The sequence below is a fragment of the Pseudoalteromonas sp. NZS11 genome (assembly GCF_015864765.1).
GTDB lineage: Bacteria > Pseudomonadota > Gammaproteobacteria > Enterobacterales > Alteromonadaceae > Pseudoalteromonas > Pseudoalteromonas arctica.
Genome location: NZ_JADYWP010000001.1, coordinates 385,110 through 402,502, shown reverse-complemented (window position 1 = coordinate 402,502; position 17,393 = coordinate 385,110). Strand labels below are relative to the sequence as shown.

17 protein-coding genes are annotated in these 17,393 nt (G+C 38.1%); 8 read left to right on the top strand and 9 right to left on the bottom strand.

Annotated features, from left to right (window positions below; genetic code table 11):
• Positions 1-3: 3 nt before the first annotated feature.
• Entirely contained in the window at positions 4-1,743 is a 1,740-nt protein-coding gene (locus I6E82_RS01795; RefSeq protein WP_165734680.1) for a SulP family inorganic anion transporter, read from the top strand.
• A gap of 53 nt (positions 1,744-1,796) precedes the next feature.
• Here I6E82_RS01795 and I6E82_RS01790 read toward each other — a convergent pair whose 3' ends face one another.
• A complete protein-coding gene (locus I6E82_RS01790; protein ID WP_007581448.1) occupies positions 1,797-2,474 on the bottom strand; it encodes a glutathione S-transferase family protein in 678 nt (225 codons plus the stop codon).
• A gap of 488 nt (positions 2,475-2,962) precedes the next feature.
• Here I6E82_RS01790 and I6E82_RS01785 point away from each other — a divergent pair, with 488 nt between their 5' ends.
• The 3 genes from I6E82_RS01785 (at position 2,963) to I6E82_RS01775 (ending at position 8,263) form a co-directional block, all read left to right on the top strand.
• On the top strand, positions 2,963-5,140 hold the full coding sequence (locus I6E82_RS01785; protein ID WP_165721109.1) for a GAF domain-containing hybrid sensor histidine kinase/response regulator: 2,178 nt from the start codon (positions 2,963-2,965) through the stop codon (positions 5,138-5,140).
• A gap of 284 nt (positions 5,141-5,424) precedes the next feature.
• The gene (locus tag I6E82_RS01780) at positions 5,425-6,783 is read left to right on the top strand and encodes a serine hydrolase domain-containing protein (RefSeq protein WP_024590246.1); all 1,359 of its coding nucleotides are present in this window, start codon (positions 5,425-5,427) and stop codon (positions 6,781-6,783) included.
• Between the two features lie 205 nt (positions 6,784-6,988).
• Positions 6,989-8,263 carry an alpha/beta hydrolase gene (locus I6E82_RS01775; RefSeq protein ID WP_197116544.1) on the top strand — a complete coding sequence of 425 codons (1,275 nt, stop codon included), beginning with the start codon at positions 6,989-6,991 and terminating at the stop codon, positions 8,261-8,263.
• A gap of 24 nt (positions 8,264-8,287) precedes the next feature.
• Here the strand turns inward: I6E82_RS01775 and I6E82_RS01770 are convergent, their stop codons facing one another.
• Positions 8,288-9,109, bottom strand: coding sequence for an AraC family transcriptional regulator (locus I6E82_RS01770; RefSeq protein ID WP_197116542.1), 822 nt, complete (start codon positions 9,107-9,109; stop codon positions 8,288-8,290).
• A 126-nt stretch (positions 9,110-9,235) separates the two neighbouring features.
• Here I6E82_RS01770 and I6E82_RS01765 point away from each other — a divergent pair, with 126 nt between their 5' ends.
• Together I6E82_RS01765 and I6E82_RS01760 are read left to right on the top strand one after the other, a co-directional pair.
• A complete protein-coding gene (locus I6E82_RS01765; protein WP_008165251.1) occupies positions 9,236-9,706 on the top strand; it encodes a YHS domain-containing (seleno)protein in 471 nt (156 codons plus the stop codon).
• Positions 9,707-9,805: 99 nt separating this feature from the next.
• The gene (locus I6E82_RS01760; protein ID WP_197116540.1) at positions 9,806-10,240 is read left to right on the top strand and encodes a nuclear transport factor 2 family protein; all 435 of its coding nucleotides are present in this window, start codon (positions 9,806-9,808) and stop codon (positions 10,238-10,240) included.
• A gap of 67 nt (positions 10,241-10,307) precedes the next feature.
• Here I6E82_RS01760 and I6E82_RS01755 read toward each other — a convergent pair whose 3' ends face one another.
• From I6E82_RS01755 to I6E82_RS01725, 7 genes are all read right to left on the bottom strand, one after another.
• Positions 10,308-10,649, bottom strand: a complete 342-nt coding sequence (locus I6E82_RS01755) for a YajD family HNH nuclease (RefSeq protein ID WP_007581433.1) — start codon at positions 10,647-10,649, stop codon at positions 10,308-10,310.
• A 37-nt stretch (positions 10,650-10,686) separates the two neighbouring features.
• Positions 10,687-11,622 carry a hypothetical protein gene (locus I6E82_RS01750; RefSeq protein WP_197116538.1) on the bottom strand — a complete coding sequence of 312 codons (936 nt, stop codon included), beginning with the start codon at positions 11,620-11,622 and terminating at the stop codon, positions 10,687-10,689.
• A gap of 85 nt (positions 11,623-11,707) precedes the next feature.
• On the bottom strand, positions 11,708-12,322 hold the full coding sequence (locus I6E82_RS01745) for an acyl carrier protein phosphodiesterase (RefSeq protein WP_197116782.1): 615 nt from the start codon (positions 12,320-12,322) through the stop codon (positions 11,708-11,710).
• A 223-nt stretch (positions 12,323-12,545) separates the two neighbouring features.
• Positions 12,546-12,779 (bottom strand): ChaB family protein, encoded by a 234-nt coding sequence (locus I6E82_RS01740; RefSeq protein ID WP_197116536.1) that lies wholly within the window; start codon positions 12,777-12,779, stop codon positions 12,546-12,548.
• 16 nt (positions 12,780-12,795) lie between these two features.
• A complete protein-coding gene (gene sodC / locus I6E82_RS01735) occupies positions 12,796-13,365 on the bottom strand; it encodes a superoxide dismutase family protein (protein WP_197112357.1) in 570 nt (189 codons plus the stop codon).
• Between the two features lie 634 nt (positions 13,366-13,999).
• A complete protein-coding gene (locus tag I6E82_RS01730; protein WP_024590238.1) occupies positions 14,000-14,494 on the bottom strand; it encodes a hypothetical protein in 495 nt (164 codons plus the stop codon).
• A 226-nt stretch (positions 14,495-14,720) separates the two neighbouring features.
• A complete protein-coding gene (locus I6E82_RS01725) occupies positions 14,721-15,953 on the bottom strand; it encodes a Vgb family protein (protein ID WP_197116534.1) in 1,233 nt (410 codons plus the stop codon).
• A gap of 328 nt (positions 15,954-16,281) precedes the next feature.
• Here I6E82_RS01725 and I6E82_RS01720 point away from each other — a divergent pair, with 328 nt between their 5' ends.
• Complete coding sequence (locus tag I6E82_RS01720; protein WP_002958040.1) at positions 16,282-16,527, top strand: DUF4235 domain-containing protein; 246 nt, start codon at positions 16,282-16,284, stop codon at positions 16,525-16,527.
• 259 nt (positions 16,528-16,786) lie between these two features.
• Positions 16,787-17,095, top strand: coding sequence for a hypothetical protein (locus I6E82_RS01715; protein ID WP_165734607.1), 309 nt, complete (start codon positions 16,787-16,789; stop codon positions 17,093-17,095).
• Positions 17,096-17,393: the final 298 nt, after the last annotated feature.

Below are 17,393 nucleotides of genomic sequence, written 5' to 3'. Positions count from 1 at the left end.
GAAGTGCTGTCGCGTTTATATAATTTTATGCCGGGTTTAGATACATTGCTGCACTACGAGCGACAATGGTTTGCTGATGATGTAAGAGCGGCGCTATCGGTAGCTGCGGTAGCTTTACCTGTTGCCATTGCTTACGCACAACTAACCGGTGTTAACGCCGCCGTCGGTTTATATTCTTGCATACTGCCAATGATGCTATATGCGCTTTTTGGCACTTCTAAGCAATTAATAGTCGGCCCTGATGCCGCCACCTGCGCCGTTATTGCAGCAGTAGTAACACCTCTTGCTGCAGGTGACAGCTTTAAGCATTGGCAACTTGTTGTCACAATGACCGCTATGACCGGCTTTTGGTGCTTTATAGCCAGTAAATTTAAGTTAGGTGTATTAGCCGACTTTTTATCTAAACCTATTTTAATGGGCTTACTAAACGGCGTGGCTATCACTATTATTGTGGGTCAATTTTCTAAAGTATTCGGTTTTACCTTTGACGAACGCTACCTACTTGAACGCCTAGGAGGTGTACCCACATACCTAGCGCAAACACATGTTCCCACCTTACTAATGGCTTTGTTTACACTGGCGGTTTACTTTGTCATGAAGCGCATAAGACCCACGTGGCCTGCATCTATGTTTGCCATTGCATTTGGTGCGCTTTTGGTATGGATTTTTGATTTAAAACAACTTGATATAAAAACCATTGGTACCGTAACTGGCGGGCTTCCCGTTTTTAATACCCCTGTTTTTGATTTAGGGATTATTCGTGAGCTAGTGGTACCCGCACTTAACTTAGCCATCGTGAGTTTTGTTAGTATGATGCTAACTGCGCGCAGCTTTGCCGCTAAAAATGGCTACGACATAGACGCCGATAAAGAATTTAGAGCGCTAGGTATTGCCAATATAGCGTCAGCTCTTTCGCAAGGTTTTGCAGTCAGTGGCGCCGACTCACGCACCGCTGTTAACGATGCAACGGGTGGTAAAACGCAGTTAGTATCAATAATAGCAGCGGCCATTATTGCGGTCATAGCCGTATTTTTAACAGCGCCACTTGAATTTATTCCAAGCGCAGCGCTAGGTGTTGTACTTATTATTGCCTCTGTTCATTTACTCGATTTAAAAGCTGTTTGGCAACTAAAACGAAAAGACAAACAGGCATTTTATCTCGCCTCAGCCACCTTACTTGCGGTGTTATTTATTGGCGTTATACCAGGGATCACACTTGCTGTATTACTGGGGTTATTTCAGTTTATTCGCACTGTAATGCGCCCAACCGACAATATACTCGGCGTAGATGTTAACGGTGTAGTAAGAAGTTTAGACGCCACAGATAAAGCAAAAGCAGTGCAAGGCGTGTTTATCTATCGCTTTAATTCACCTTTAACTTACTTTAATGCCAGCTACTTTAAACGCAGATTACTTGAGCAATACGCAAGGCAAAAAGACGACACCCACTGTGTAATAATTGACGCTGTGCCCTGCTTTACTCACTTAGATTTAAGCGTAATGGCAATGCTTGCCGATCTAGATGTTATATTTAAAAAGCGCGATATAAGGCTTGAACTTGCAGGTAGAAAACGCCAACTACTTTCGTGGTTTGAAATTGCAGGAATGAAGTCGGGAAAAGAAGGTATATATATTCACTCAGACCTATATATCGCCCTAAAAAGAAATAGCGTAAGCCAGCACACAGAGGAAGTTAATTTATTCGTGGCAGATGAAAATAAAGAGGTGCTAACACAGCCATGAAATACTAAACAGCAGATCAGCTAGCTGATCTGCTGTTTAGTATTAAGTACTTTTTATACTTTAGGGTAATTTGAAGGGAAAAACGCTTTTTTAGCGTCTTCATCAAACTCTTTTTTAAAGGCTACATCAGTACCAATTACGCGTGCACGTGCAACCGCTGGGCGGCTATCAATGCTTTCAAACCAACGCTTAAGATTTGGATACGGTGCTAAGCCCTCTTCACCTAATACAACCGGTGCTTTATCAATCCAGCCCCATGCAGATACATCAGCAATGGTATACGTATCACCCACAATAAAGTCACGACCTTCAAGGTGAGTATCAAGTACTTCGTAATGCCGCTGCGCTTCACGTAAATAGCGATTAACCGCGTAATCAAGCCCTTCTGGCGCCATGTGTCTAAAGTGTACACTTTGCCCTGAATACGGACCTAAACCAGATGCGATAAACATTAACCATGACAGCATTTCAGCGCGGTCATCGCCCTTGCCTTCTAGCTTTCCATATTTTTCAGAAAGGTACATTAAAATAGCATTCGAATCGAACACACGAGTTTCACCATCAACAATTGCTGGCGCCTTAGCGTTTGGATTAATTGCTTTAAATTCAGGTGTATGTTGCTCACCTTTTAAAGTATCAAGAGGAACAAGTTCAAACGGTAAGCCTGTTTCTTCTAAAAAGAGTGCAACCTTCATTGGGTTAGGAGTATGGTGAAAATAAAATTTAATCATGTAAAGTTCCTCAATAATTGAGACATGATTAAAGCACAACTTGAGCGGGTGTTCAAATTAAGTTTTAACTAAGTAAAATATACAGTTAAAACGTGATTTAATTGTAAGCATTTCGTGATACTTCATTAGTGAATATCACTTATGCCAAGGAAAATATCAGCCTTTTCGAGCCATCACATGCTTTTAGAAATTTATAATTCACAAGGTTGCAGAATTTGCCCACCAGCAGAGCTGCTGAGTTTCAAAATTTACAGATGATGTAAAACTATAGACTGGTTTAATCCCTATTAATTCCGATGTTAATTACTGAGAGTGTTCAGTATGGAAAGATCCTTTTTACTTTCGCTGGTTTTATAAAAAACACTTCAAAAAAATAATAAGAGAGTAACAAAATACAGAATCTATTTATTAGCCTGATTTAAATGTTAAAGTTGTCATTATCACTAAATTACTCTTATAGTGAATCTATATAAATATTGAGCAATACTATGATAAAAGCACAAATACCAGTAGACGAAGAATCTAGATTAAAAGCCCTGTATGAGTATGAAATATTAGATACTGAAGCCGAAAAAGTATTTGATGATTTAACTCAACTTGCTTCTGATATTTGTGAAGCCCCCATATCACTTATAAGCTTAGTTGATCCACAAAGGCAGTGGTTTAAATCAAAGTATGGTATCGATGTAGACTCCACCGAAAGAGATATCGCATTTTGCTCTCATACAATACTGCAAGACCAAGTATTTGAAATACAAAACGCTCTACTTGATGAACGTTTTTATGATAACCCTCTAGTAACCAGCGATCCAAACATTCGGTTTTATGCGGGCACACCGCTAGTTACACCTAGTGGCAGCACAATTGGTACATTATGTGTTATCAGCGACCAGCCAAAAAAGCTAACTCAAACACAAATTAACGCACTGAAAATACTTGGCAAAGAAGTTATCGCACAACTTGAGCTCAGGTTAAACAACAGAAAGCTGGCCACTGCATTAAAACAACAACAAATACATAATAAAAATCTTGAAGAACTAAAAAAAGAAGCTGATACAGCTAACACTCTAAAAGGTCGATTTTTAGCAAATATGTCACACGAGCTAAGAACTCCGCTGCACGGCATTTTAAATTTAGCTGAGTTTGGACTGGCAGAGACTTCAAATATAGAAAAAGATAACGCCTTAAAAAGTATTTTAAGCTCCGCGAATATACTATCAAATATTGTAAATGACATTTTAGACTTTTCAAAAATTGAAGCGGGTAAATTAAATATTGAGAATATTAACTTTAACCTGAGCGAAGTCATTAACAATGTAATTAATCCACTAATGAAACAAGCCACAGATAAAGGAATAAAATTTATTCCATCTATAGATAAAAATATCGCTACAACCTTAAAAGGCGATCCTGTCAGAATTTCACAAATTTTAAATAACTTATGCTCAAATGCGATTAAATTTACACAACAAGGCCAGGTAGAGTTTAAAGTCACTGTAAAAGAGAACTCCTTAAACACGCAAAATATTGTATTTGAAATAATCGATACAGGTATTGGTATTAGTAAAGCTGCACAGCAAAATTTATTTAAAGAGTTTCATCAGGCTGATTCGTCTACATCTAGAAAGTACGGGGGCACGGGCCTTGGCCTCTCCATTTGCACCAAGCTAAGTGATTTAATGAATGGCAAAATCAACTTCACGAGTAAAGAAGATAAAGGTTCTGTATTTACTTACCAACAAAGCTTTGAAACATCAGAACTCGATGAATTATTAAAACCAAATAAAGAAATAACCGATTTACAAGGGTGTACTATTTTGGTTGCCGAAGACAATAAAGTAAATCAAGTTGTCGTAAGTAAAATGCTACAAGCCCATAATGCGAAAGTAATATTTACCGAAAATGGCAAAGAATGCGTTGATTACTTTTTTGCCAACCATGTTGATTTGATTTTTATGGACATTCAAATGCCAGTGATGGATGGAGTGCAAGCCACTAAAATAATTAGAGCGCAACAAACAGGTAAAACAACGCCAATTATTGCCATGACAGCCAACACCATGAAACAAGATATTGAACACTATTTAGATATTGGTATGGATGGCTATTTAACGAAGCCATTTAATAAAGAGCATTTAAATAGCTTGCTCAATGTCTATAATCCAAAAAACTCAAATCTCAAAAATTTAGCAGTTAAAGTTAGTAACCCAAACATTACGAGTGAACGTAAGCTAAAACAGATATGCAATGAGCTAAAAAAGTTAATTCCAAATGCCGACAGAGTCAGTCTCTGGTTATTTAATCACGACTATACTGCCATTAATAGCTTAATTTGCCTTGATGAAAAAAATGAAATAGTAAGTAATGCAGTTTTAAAAGCTGAAGACTTTCCTGCATACTTTGACTATATTTTAGATCATAAAGTATTAGACGCATCAGATGCGAGAAACCACGAAATCACTAAAAACTTCACCAAAGTTTATTTTGAACCATCAAACATTTACTCCTTGCTTGATTACATCTACTTTATTGATAACAAGCCACTAGGTGTTATTTGTTGTGAAAGTGTTGGCTCAAAAATTTCATGGAGCCATGCAGATAAACTGTCACTAATTAAAGTAGCTGATGTAACAACCTTGTTTTTATCCAAGCGGCTGAAATCATAGTAGCTACTTAATATATATAAAATGGGAGGAGTGCCTAATTACTTAAACTATTTAACTAAGCGGCATATGCCACCAAGGTTATGCGCGTTTATTGATTTAACAAAAAGTTTGAATGTATATGGGTAACTAAAGCGAAGCGTTGAGTTTACTTTTTAGCTGTGCAATATTAACTGGCTATAAACTAAAAATAATACTTATAAATTAAAGTAAATAACCGCTTAAATGAAGCACAGGGATCGCTAAGCCTATCTACAGGTTTGGTATAAAAACTAAAAAGGATGAATATGATTAAGCCATTTTACGCTAGCTGTTTGTTAGCCCTCTCGCTATTAACACCCTGCCTTGTAAAAGCAAATCCGACAGCCTCGCAATATCAGGAAATTCTTAACGATAACCTTACTGAAAACGAGCCTGGGGTATCGGTAATTATAAGTAAAAATGGCAAAGTACTTTTTAAAGGAACGCGCGGGCTTGCCAACCTTGAGCATAACATTCCACTTAATGAGCAAAGCGTTTTGCGTTTAGGTTCTATTTCAAAACAATTTACTGCAGCTGCAATTATGATGTTGCAAGAGCAAGGTAAGCTAGCGGTTACCGATGATATTCATAAGTATGTTGCAAGCTTTCCAACAGAGGGCAACCTCGTCACAATCGAAAACTTATTAACCCACACCTCAGGCATCGCCAACTACACAGATGACGACGATCTCTTTGATAAAGAAATACAAGTCCCCACCAGCGTTGACGATGCACTAGCGCGATTTGCCAAACACCCAATGGTGTTTAAACCCGGCGAAGCGATGGCTTATTCAAATACCGGTTATTCACTGCTTGGTAAAATAATTGAAGTAGCAAGTGGCCAGTCTTACAAAGACTTTATTGAACAACACATATTTAAAAAGCTAAAAATGAACCAGAGTAGTTATGAAGGGCAAGAACTTGTTACCCATCGCGCATCTGGCTATGAGCAAACAGAGCAAGGATTTATCAACACCAGCTACATTAATATGGATTGGCCATATGCCGCAGGTGCGCTTATATCTACTCCAACCGACTTAAACATTTGGTTTAGTGCGTTATCGTCTGGCAAGCTTATTAGTAAAGCAGGTTATGAGAAGATGGTAAGCCCTTTTAAACTCAACGACGGCAGCTTTTCATCCTATGGTTACGGATTAATTATTAAGCCCTTGAATGAATACACCGTAATTAAACACACTGGCGGAATAAATGGCTTTTTAGCACATGCACGCTATATTCCAGAGCAAAAGCTATATGTTGCAGTACTGGCTAATTCAAACCACATAAACCCTATTTTTATCAACGAAAAATTCACAGCCAGAGCACTAGGTATTGCACTACCCGAGTTTAAAAAAGCAGAGGTAACAGAGCAGCAATTAGCGCCCGTATTGGGTGATTACCGTATTGATGAAAACACCTTACGCAGCCTAATTTTTGAAAATGACGTTTTGTATTCAAAGCGCACTGGTGGCGATAAAACAAAACTTATTACCATGTCTAAAAATAGCTTTTACTACCCTAATTCAAACAATTACTTAGTAATAGAAAAAAACAGCCAAGGCCAATTAGTAATGAAGTATTTTAGTGGATTATCAACAACGCCTACTGAGGCGATTAAGATTTAGCTTTATAAGCCTCCCAAAAAACAATGCCCGCAGCTTTCTCTACTTATAAGCTCGGGTATTTTTATTTTGAATCCTCGTTAACGCAACAATAAATTATAAAATTAGTATGTGATGTGTAAAAGGTAATAAATATGTTACTTTTTATATGCTAATTTTATACTTAACCTCTTTAAAATAATTTACAAACCGAAAATAAGGAATAAGCATGCTTTTTCACCCTCACGGTAAATCCTATATTTTCGCCCCTTTGCTCATTATTTTGCTATCTGCCTGTACTTCAAACCCAGCTTTAATGCCTACACCCAATTTATATGTAAGTACGCCTTATTCAGAAGCCCAAGTACCTAAAAACCTACATACTACAAGTATGGAATTACTCTATGTTACAGACCGAGCAGTTTCTGAAAAAGAGGGGGTTATGTATAACGCAAGTCGCTCGCCATCAATTGCGTACGGTGTAGCAAAAATAAATTTTGGCGATAAATCTTTGCAGTGGAGTGAGCTATTAAAGCAAAGTAGCCTTAAAAATCGCTCCGGAAATTTGACTTACGTAATGGAAAAAGCGGATGAATTAGGTCGCTTCCCTTTATCGCCTTATAAATTTAGACGCGTAAAAAACAAACTCCAAATTGACGAAGATATTTTAGAACGCAAAATTTTTCACGAAACCCAATTAAACAAAAATATTAATCAGCGTTTAAAAAACAGTAATAATAAAGATGTTATTTTGTTTGTGCATGGCTTTAATAATACCTTTAACGAATCGGTATTTACTCTTGCTGGTATTTGGCATTTTTTAAACCGACAAGGCGTACCTATTGTTTACTCTTGGCCTGCTGCCGCCACAGGATTAACCGGCTATTTTGAAGATAAAGAGTCTGGTCAATTTACTATTTTTCATTTAAAAGAAACCTTACGACTACTTTTTAAAAATCCTGAAATAGAAAATATTCATATTATTGCGCATAGCCGTGGCACAGATGTAGTAACCACAACACTTAGAGAACTTATAATTGAAAACAGAGCCAGTGGCGGAAATCCCCGAGAAGACCTGCGTATTGAAAACTTAATTTTAGCTGCTCCCGATCTTGATTTTGGTATTATTAAGCAAAGGCTAATGGCTGAGCAATTTGGGCCTGCATTTGGAAAAATTACCATTTACACCTCTCAAGAAGATAGCGCATTGGGTATTTCACAGTGGCTAACAAACAGCTTGAGCTTTGGTCGGTTAAACACCAAAGATGTAAACATAAACGAGCAAGACATATTCACTTCTGTAGGTAACGTAAGCCTAATTAAAGTACCTAAATCTGGCAGCCTAATAGGCCATGACTACTTTCATAGTGATCCGGCGGTCAGCTCAGATCTTATTAATTTGATATTACATAAAGCATCGCCAGGCTCTAAAAAACGACCTTTGCAAAAGCTCGAAAACAACTTTTGGTCGCTCGATTCAAATTACTTAATTAAAAGCGAATAGTAGTTAGCACACAAAAAATAAAGTTTACTGCTGACTCAATAACCACTCCTTTGGCGCTTGCCCTGTTTTTTTTCTAAATACACGGGCGAGTGCAGAGCCATTTTCGTACCCAACCTGATTAGCTACTAAATCCATATTTTGATTTTTTAAAATAAGCTTTTTAGCAACCGACAAACGCCAATCAGCCAAATAGTCAGCCGGTGTTTGCTCAATTACTCGCTTAAAGGTATCGGCAAATTTAGAACGCGACATAGCACATTCCTCAGCCATAGCGCTAAGTGACCAGCTTTGCTCTGGGGTTTGGTGTATTTTTATTAATACCTTAGCCAACTGAGGATGGGCAAGCCCTGCCATCATCCCGGTTTTAATTGTGCCCTCTTTCAATACCTTGCGCAAAACACTAATTAAAAATACATCGCATAAGCGATCTATAATTAAATGCTTACCGCTGGCGTCTTTAAATGCCTCATCAAAAATCCAAAAAGCGCTCTGCGCTAATAATCCATCACCCGTTAATTCGTAATTTAAGCAAAAAGGCAGCGCCTGCAATAAAGGGCTATGCCCGCCGCTTTGATAGCTAATTTGTGCACACACTAAATCAGCACCGTCACCCTTATCCGAAAATAAACAGTGCCCTGTAGAGTGAGGAAAAAAAATAACCGAAGGCGTAGATAAAACTACTTCAAAACCACTATTACTGCGCACTTTTAACGTACCTGAGCGTAATAAATGTAAATGCCCAACACCTTGATCGTCACTAAAGTCACTCGTACCGCACATATTCCCACTAAAAAACACATTGGCATTAAGTGAAAAGTGACTCAGTACACTCGAAAGTACGTCCATAAGCGCCTCTTTGGATTATTGGTATGAAAATATAGACTAATAGACGCATATTAACCAAGTAATAACGATAAAGTACAGTTGAGTTTTAAACAAACAAACCTATTCAATTTTTCTTTGGAGATACACATGAAATTTTCGACACTCACTAAATCAGCTTTTTTTGCAGCATCTGTACTTGCCAGTTCACTAAGCTTTGCAGCAGACATAGACGCAAATGCCGACGTTAACGACATTGCAATTAGTGGTTACGATACCGTTGCTTACTTTACCCAAAACAAGGCGGTAACAGGCAGTTCTGAATATACTGCAACGCATAAAAATGCCATTTATAAGTTCAGCTCAGCTAAGCACCGCGACTTATTTAGAGCGAATCCAGAAAAGTACGCACCACAATTTGGTGGCTTTTGTGCGTTTGGTGTATCAATGGAGAAAAAGTTTGACGTAGATCCAGAGGCTTTCAAAATTGTTGAAAACAAACTTTATTTAAATCTTGATAAATCGGTTCAAAAACAATGGCTAAAAGACGTACCTGGCTTTATTACTTCAGCCGATTCAAACTGGTTTGACATAAAAGACAAAACAGCTAAAGAGCTTTAATAAATAGGGCTTAGCTCAAATATAATATTATGAGGTTGTTTTAGCTTACACCAGCAACCTCAAATTTAATGCGTTTAAGAATTAGTAAAAGAGAGTTTTATGTTGAAATCGTTGTTAGTTATTATAAGTGTTACCTTTTTATCGTTCAGTGCGCTTGCAGATAAAATCTCTGACAAAGTAGCAATAAAAGCCGCAGTAGATGATTACTTTCAAGGTCAAGGGGAGGCAAGTAAAGAACGTTTATTTCGCGCATTTGCAGCAGAGCACGCAACAATGGTGGGTGTAGTAAAAAACGACAACGGTAAAAAAGTTATTAAGTCGTATAAAGATATGACCAGTGTGCTTAACCAATGGGCATCAAATAAAAACCCAGCGGGTGGAAACCTCGATGGTGAAATTATTAGTATGAACACAGTTGACGATCGTTTAGCTGTTGTTTTATTTCGCTCTACTAACCGCTTTTACGATGCACTAACATTAGCTAAACTAGATAATGAATGGAAAATAGTCGCTAAAGCTTACATTTTGCAATAACTGTTAAGCCAGTAATCGCTGTTATAAATTTTAGTTTATTTATTTGACCATTAACGTGGCTCAAATATTACTTTGACTTATTTAACATCGCTTTTAAATCAGCAAATGGAGAATGGGTTGCAGCCTCAACTTTGCGATCTGTAGTCGACCCGCCATACATAATATGCTCGTGGTATTTATTGTGCTCATTATCGTGGCAATAAATACACAATAACTCCCAGTTACTGCCGTCTTCAGGATTATTACTGTGATTATGATCAACATGGTGCACCGTTAACTCACGTAAATTTGAGTATTCAAACTCACGAGCACAACGCCCGCATACCCAAGGGTATAATCTTAAGGCTTTTATTCTATAACCTTCCTCTTGCTTAACATAAGCCTGAGGTACATCGTTATTCTTACTCATAATATTCCTGGTAAATTCACTATTTCGGTGATCAATACTAAAAAAACTTAATTACTGACAAATCACCAAAAGAAGTATCTATATGCCGGCCTGTTTGCTCCCATGCACGTAGTACAACCATAAGTTTTTTATTGTCTGAAGTCCAAGACATTCCACCGCCGTATGCTTCAACTTTTTCACCGCCAGAATCTTTTAACCCCAGCCCAGGGTCTGTATTTCGAATATTTCCCTTACCTACTTTGTATTCAGCAAATACGTGAACATTATGCGGTAACGAAAATGATAAAAGCGAGCCAATACTCGCCCCATACGAATTAGAAATTAACTTAGTGACCTGTGGTGAAGATGAATTTAAAAAATCAGCTTGAAACACAATATTATCTTTATTCTCAAGAGATACATGCTTGAAAGACCAAGCACCAACAACACTTAACGACAAATCAAATTTGCTGCTTAGCTTTGGCCTATTAAGAAAAAAATGCTCAAACAAAGACTCTTTATTATTGAAGGTATAGAAGTTGTGTTGGCCAGATAGCTCAAACTTGGTTGAACGTGTATTTTGCGAGAAAATTTGATCCGTTTGATTGCCGCTTAAATTGCTAGCCGTGCTTTGCAGCCCTTCAAGCGTTTGATAGTTAAATGTGATTTTAGAATTTTTAAATTTTCTATAAGAAAGCAGTATATCTTGTGTTTTTGTTTCAACATCATCTTCGAAAATATCGGCTGAATAACCAATTTCAATGTCGTTAATATCAAAAAACACACCCACACGTTGATTGTTTATGGGCTCTAACGAAAACAGTGTTTTTTGATTACTCCCAGCCAAATCGTCGTATATTAACGCGTGACTAGTGTTAGGGTTTGAAATAGTGGTTCGTACCGACTTTAAGTCAAAGTCGAAAGCCAATACAGCACCAGATTGAAATGCCGCTAAAACAGCAAAGCTCACAATAACCAAGTAATTGCGATTCATTAAAAACACTCAAAAATTAATTTGTATTAGAGTAGCGTTTTTTTCACCTTAAATTATCACAAAAGGTTAACAATTGATGAAAACTTTAAATAATGCGCTTTATGTCATTTTTTGGGGTGCTTTCAAGGTCAAACTCACTTACATGCTTAATTAGCTCCGGGAAGAACGCTAAAAACACGGCTTCTAATTCATCGTAATTCCGTGCTATGTCATCAGCCGCGCCCGCAAAAGTGTTAGTAAAGCGAATACGCTTGGCAATATTATCAAGTGCTAGCCCTATTCCATCTATGGTTTCGTATTCTTTAAACCAATCGTTTTTAGTTATACTTGTTACAACATGCTGCATGCGCGGCGGCATAACAGGTATGCGATTATTCAAAAGCTGATAGCTGGTGTACTTAAAATCACTTAAAGGTTGCTTGCTAAATCGCTGCCAATGCACAATTAAAAAATGATCAAACACCACATCAATAGCCACACCAGCAAAACGTTTACGCTCAGGTGAAAAGTACTGTTTAGCGTGTTTAACTGCGCGGTGGGAGTCGGTAAATTTATCGACTAAATAGTGGTTATCGAGCCCGTTTTTAACCGTATTTGGTAAGTACTCTACATGCCTTTTACCACCAAAGTCGCCCAATAAGTTCCCAAAGTGAGAATCGGCTGTGGGCTGCGCTAAATAAAGATGAGCTAAATAATTCAAAGTGTTCTCGGGCTTGGCTAATACAAACAAATAATAACGTAAATTTAAACTAAACTCACATTCGTGTTTAAAGCAGTACTTATGGTTTTGCTTACCAATTTTACTCAAACATACTGCAAAGTATTGTATAAACAGCGCAAATATAAAACGAGTATATAAAAAGCCGCTATATCAGCTATGGCGGCTTTTTAATGCTTTAGCCTTGTTGTTAGTTTGATCAAAACTAGTTACTCGACTTAACCCAATTTCCATTGTCATTTTTACTGTAGCTATTTTTAACCGCAGACCAAGCAACTTTATGCGCTGTGGTTTCGCGGTCGTCGTCGTTTTTTCTATCGCTTGGGTCCTCGTAGGTTTCCCATGCACTATTAAACGCCTCTTGATATATGTCTTGAGCATGTTTAGGTAAGTTACTTTTTACCGACTCAGGTAATTCATCACGGTTTTTATATGGCATAACTTTCTCCTTATATTTACTCAATTACGCCACAAGCAACACGGCTACCACCGCCACCTAATGGCTTTGGCTCATCTGCATAGTTATCACTTCCTTCGTGGATCATCACTGCATGTTGTTTAAGTTTTTCAAGCGTGAGCCTTGGCGCTAAAACAGGCGATTTAGCTTGGCCACTTTCATTTACATACAACGCCGGTAAATCGCCTAAATGGCCGTTAGCCCAAGGAGCATCATGATGCTCGCTAGCTTTTGGATCGAAATGCCCACCAGCGGCACCACCTGGCACTACCTTATCGCCTTTTTTCTTGGGTTCACAACTAGCAAATTGATGAACATGAAAGCCGTGTTGCCCCGGCGTTAAACCTTTTAAGTTTGGTGAAAAAACAACGCCATGATCATTTTCTGTTAGTGTAATAGTGCCTAGTAATTGCCCCTGGCCCGACTTAGTAACTTGGTGCATTTCAACGTTTACATTAGCCAGTGCACTATTTTGTAGTAACACGCTGGTAAATAATATTGCAAAAGCAGGTTTTAAAACGCGGTTTAAACTTCTTTTAGTTTTTGAATCAAACTGCAAACAATTCATCATCATCTCCTGGTTTAGTATCAAATTAATAAAACAATATCGCTAAATTAAGCGACTATTAAATAAGTAGTTTCAATGTCTATACCAGTCCTATGTTCAAACATACATTTATGTATTTTTTAGTCGCAATTTATTGATTAAAATAACTTTAACTAAATAGCCATTTAATTAATGAGCTAACTTTTACTCAAAGATTAAGTAAAAACCGAGGCATATTTACAAAGCTCGTGAGAAAAGATTACCAACGTCCCTACCAAAAAAGACAATCCAAGTGAAAAAGACGATATTAAAGAGGCCCTTATTACTTAGGCGGTAGTCTCGAGTGTTGGTTGAATGGCCGTACGTTATAAAATAAAGAAGCGCCAATCTAAATAAGTCTTTTACAGAGACTCTTCACGCATTATATTTATAAGGGGTATTTATTAATCAAAGCATGTTTTAAAAAAATCCGCTTATATATGGGTCCCCTTAATGACAAAAAATTAAGTTATTCAGTTGTTTTATATCAGAGTTTTTAACGCAGTTAGCGTCAGATTTAATCCTTAAAATTAATTAAGTATTATTGCTCAGCACTAAAAAGCGAGCACAAAAAAAGGTGAAACCAAGTTTCACCTTTTTAATTAATTAGCTAGCGTTACGCTGTAGATACGTTACTTGCGCCTGCATTGTTAAGTATTTCTTCAATAGCGTTTTTGTTGTCACTATCGTACTTAATACCAATTAATATAGAGCCTTTTTCAATGGCATCTTCATAATACTTAATTTCGTGCTCGGGGATAAACGCACCAATTGCGGCACCTAAAGTACCACCTACTGCAGCGCCTGCACCACCAGCAGCAAATGCAGCGACTAATGGTCCGGCAACTAATAAGCCTGTACCACCTGTTGCTACAGTCCCTACGGCAGTGAAACCACCAATAATTGCAGCAAGAATACCACCCGAAGCCGCGCCAATAAGGCCGCCTTCAGAAGCTTTAGTACCTTCGTCTACAGCAAAATCTTCCTTTGCATATGAGTCGTTGGCTACAATACTAATATCAGCTTCATTAATACCTAAAGCTTCTAATCTATAAATTGCGAGTGTTGCTTGTGATGCACTTTCGAATAACCCAGTAATAACGGTACTCATAATAACTCCTTTATTTATTTAAGAAAATACACTTACTACCAAGCAAAACTCAAACCAAGTAAATTATCATTTAAAATCAATAATATAAAACAAAACCCCGTGCTAACACTCTTATTATTAGAGTAAAAATTGCCAAATTTTGTAAAAAACTCCTACCCACATAAACAAACTTACTAACAAGCGATATGCAGTTTTAATATAAATATATTTACAAAAGAAAAATTTATTACTCAGACCATGTAATTTCAGCTAATTGATTGGTCGCTGTTTGGTGAATAATCAGCCCATTATTCCCCATGCGCATATGCCTAATTAAGCCTGAGTAAACTCCTTCTTTACTCGGAATTTGCCAGCTCTGCATGGTTTCGGTATTAAGGTCGAACCTTACTAAGGTTTCAGGACGCTTGGCTGACTCGTTAAACCAAATGGCTTTATCGGCATATTCAATTGCATACGGGTGGCTGTTTTCACCACTGGGATTATCCCACTGAGTGATCTTCTTGGTTTTTGGGTTATAGCGGCCAAGTTTACCCATGCCAGAGTTCACATAAAAAACCATATCATCAGGCGTAATGGCAAGTCGCCTGGCATGCGTTTTAGCGCCAGGGAGTTTAATTTCGCTAAGCTCCATGGAGTTCTTATCAACTTTAATCAAACAGTTACTACCATTACACGAAACCCATGGCGTGCCGTTTGAATCAAGCTTAATACCATATGGCCGTGAGCCTTTAGTGGGTAAAGTAGCGAGTTTAATATCGCCAGTTGTAGGGTCTAGCTTGCCAATCATATTACTGTGCTGGAGGGTAAACCAAAATATACCGGCTTTATCAAATACACCGGTATGCGGGTCGCGGGCGTTTTTATCGGGCATTTTATACACTTTAAATTTTTCGGTTTTTAAATCTAAATATCCAACCGTGCCATTTTTATTACCTAAAAACCAAGGAGTTTGATTTTTATCAAGCGAAACACTGTGCGCATAGGTACCACTTGGCAGTGTGTACTCTTTCATATCGCCGGTTTTAGGGTCTAACCTGCCTAAAATATTACCCCACTGGCCAACCCACCAAATGAGACCGTTTTTACCTTGTACCGGATCGCGAGCGCGCTGCCCAAGCGTAGGCACTTGCCAGTACTTAAAGCTAAGCTTTAAATCGCCAGTAACAACCTTAGATTCGCGCTTGGTATTAACAGGATAATGATCAGCTAAGTAAGCGCTTATATCTTTACTAAGCGCAGTACCCTCGCCCGTATCAACCATATAGCTTATTAATGTTTGCCAGTCCTGCTGGCTATAACCCGCGCTGCGCTCAAGGTTAGTTAAACTATGGCAACTAGCACAAAGCTGCTCAACTAGCGGCCCTTGCTCGTTACTAAGCACAGTTACCGGTGCAGCCAAAGTGCCCGACACTGCCATTACCGCAACGTATTTATTAAATAAAAATCGATTTTTACTCATAACGCCCTCCCTTGTTTTTTAATATTAAAGCATAGGGCGGAGGTGTTTACTATATGTACAGACAAGCCGACTAGAAGGTAAGTTAATTTGCTGAGTAAATGCCTCAAAAATAGACCTAAGCACAGTGGCACAGGCTTTACGTTAGTTACTTAGCTGATGCTTAAATGTGATTTAAACGATTAAATTACACAAAGAGAATAATAGCCGCTTAAAAAACCTGATTTAAAGTCTTCAGAGTCTATCGGTATGTAAATTGCTGGTACTACTGTTCTTACTTAAAGAGTTACATATTGATAACTCACGCTACAACTAAATAATCGAGGGTAATATGAGTAATAAACAGCTAATTACGACGATAGGTATAGGTCTGGCCGCTGCATCAGCAGGTATGTTAACAAGGAAAACTTTACAAAAATCATGGGAAAAGGTTACCAACGAACCAGCCCCAAAAGATAGACCAAGCGAAGAAACAGATCTCAAAGAGGCCGTTACATGGGCAGTAGTCTCAGGTATTGGTGCGGGTGTTGCAAGAATGGCCGTACGTTATGTACTAGACAAGCGCCGGTCAAAATAAACAGACCCAATTGATACCTCTTATAAGTATTAAGCGCGTACTGCGATGAGGTTCTAAAAGCGGCTTGCGACAACCACTCCCTAGTTGTTGCAAGCAACTTGGCAAAACCCTAGGGCGCCTTCCGACATCCCCTCCAGATTTTAAGCTGATACACTCTATTAAACATTAACTCCCTTTCAAAGTTGTTGCCTGCCTACAAGCTTGCGTATAATGGCCGCATTCCGGCTGCATTTTTTAGCCGCTAACTTGGATTTTATTAATGAAAAAACTCTCTGCAGTGCAAATAAAACAGCAAGCACTTGTGCTTAATACAGCTGAAAAATTAGAAGAACAAGGCCGCGCTGAGCTCCCAGGTATGCTGCAATGCTGGTTTGATGTGGAATATCACTTATTTCCAAGTTCACTACTGCTGTGCTTTCAGTTTGAAAACGAGCAAGCTTTAGCAGCCGCAGAGCCAGATTTATTAAAGTGGCAAAAACGCTTAAGTGGCGCAATGCTTAAAAAAGGCGTTATTTTAAAAGATATGCGTAAACATTTAGTGTTTACCTTAAAAGGGCCTGACGAATAAAGCGAAGGTGTTCAAAGGTTACTTCGGGCTAACGCCCACTTGGCTAGCACTATATAGAAAACCGTTGTATTGCTACAACGGTTTTTAATTTTCATTAGAACCGAAAGTAGAATCCATAGAGGTCAAATTAATCTTGGATTTTTTATCAGCAGGTGATAGAAATTGATCATTAAGAAGTACGAATGCACTTCAATACTAAAACGAAGGCTTGTTTGCTCTATGCAATAAAAAATGCTTAAAATCGTCATCACTAAAAAAAGTGTTTTCACGCCCTCTTCTACGATTCACACATGATAAA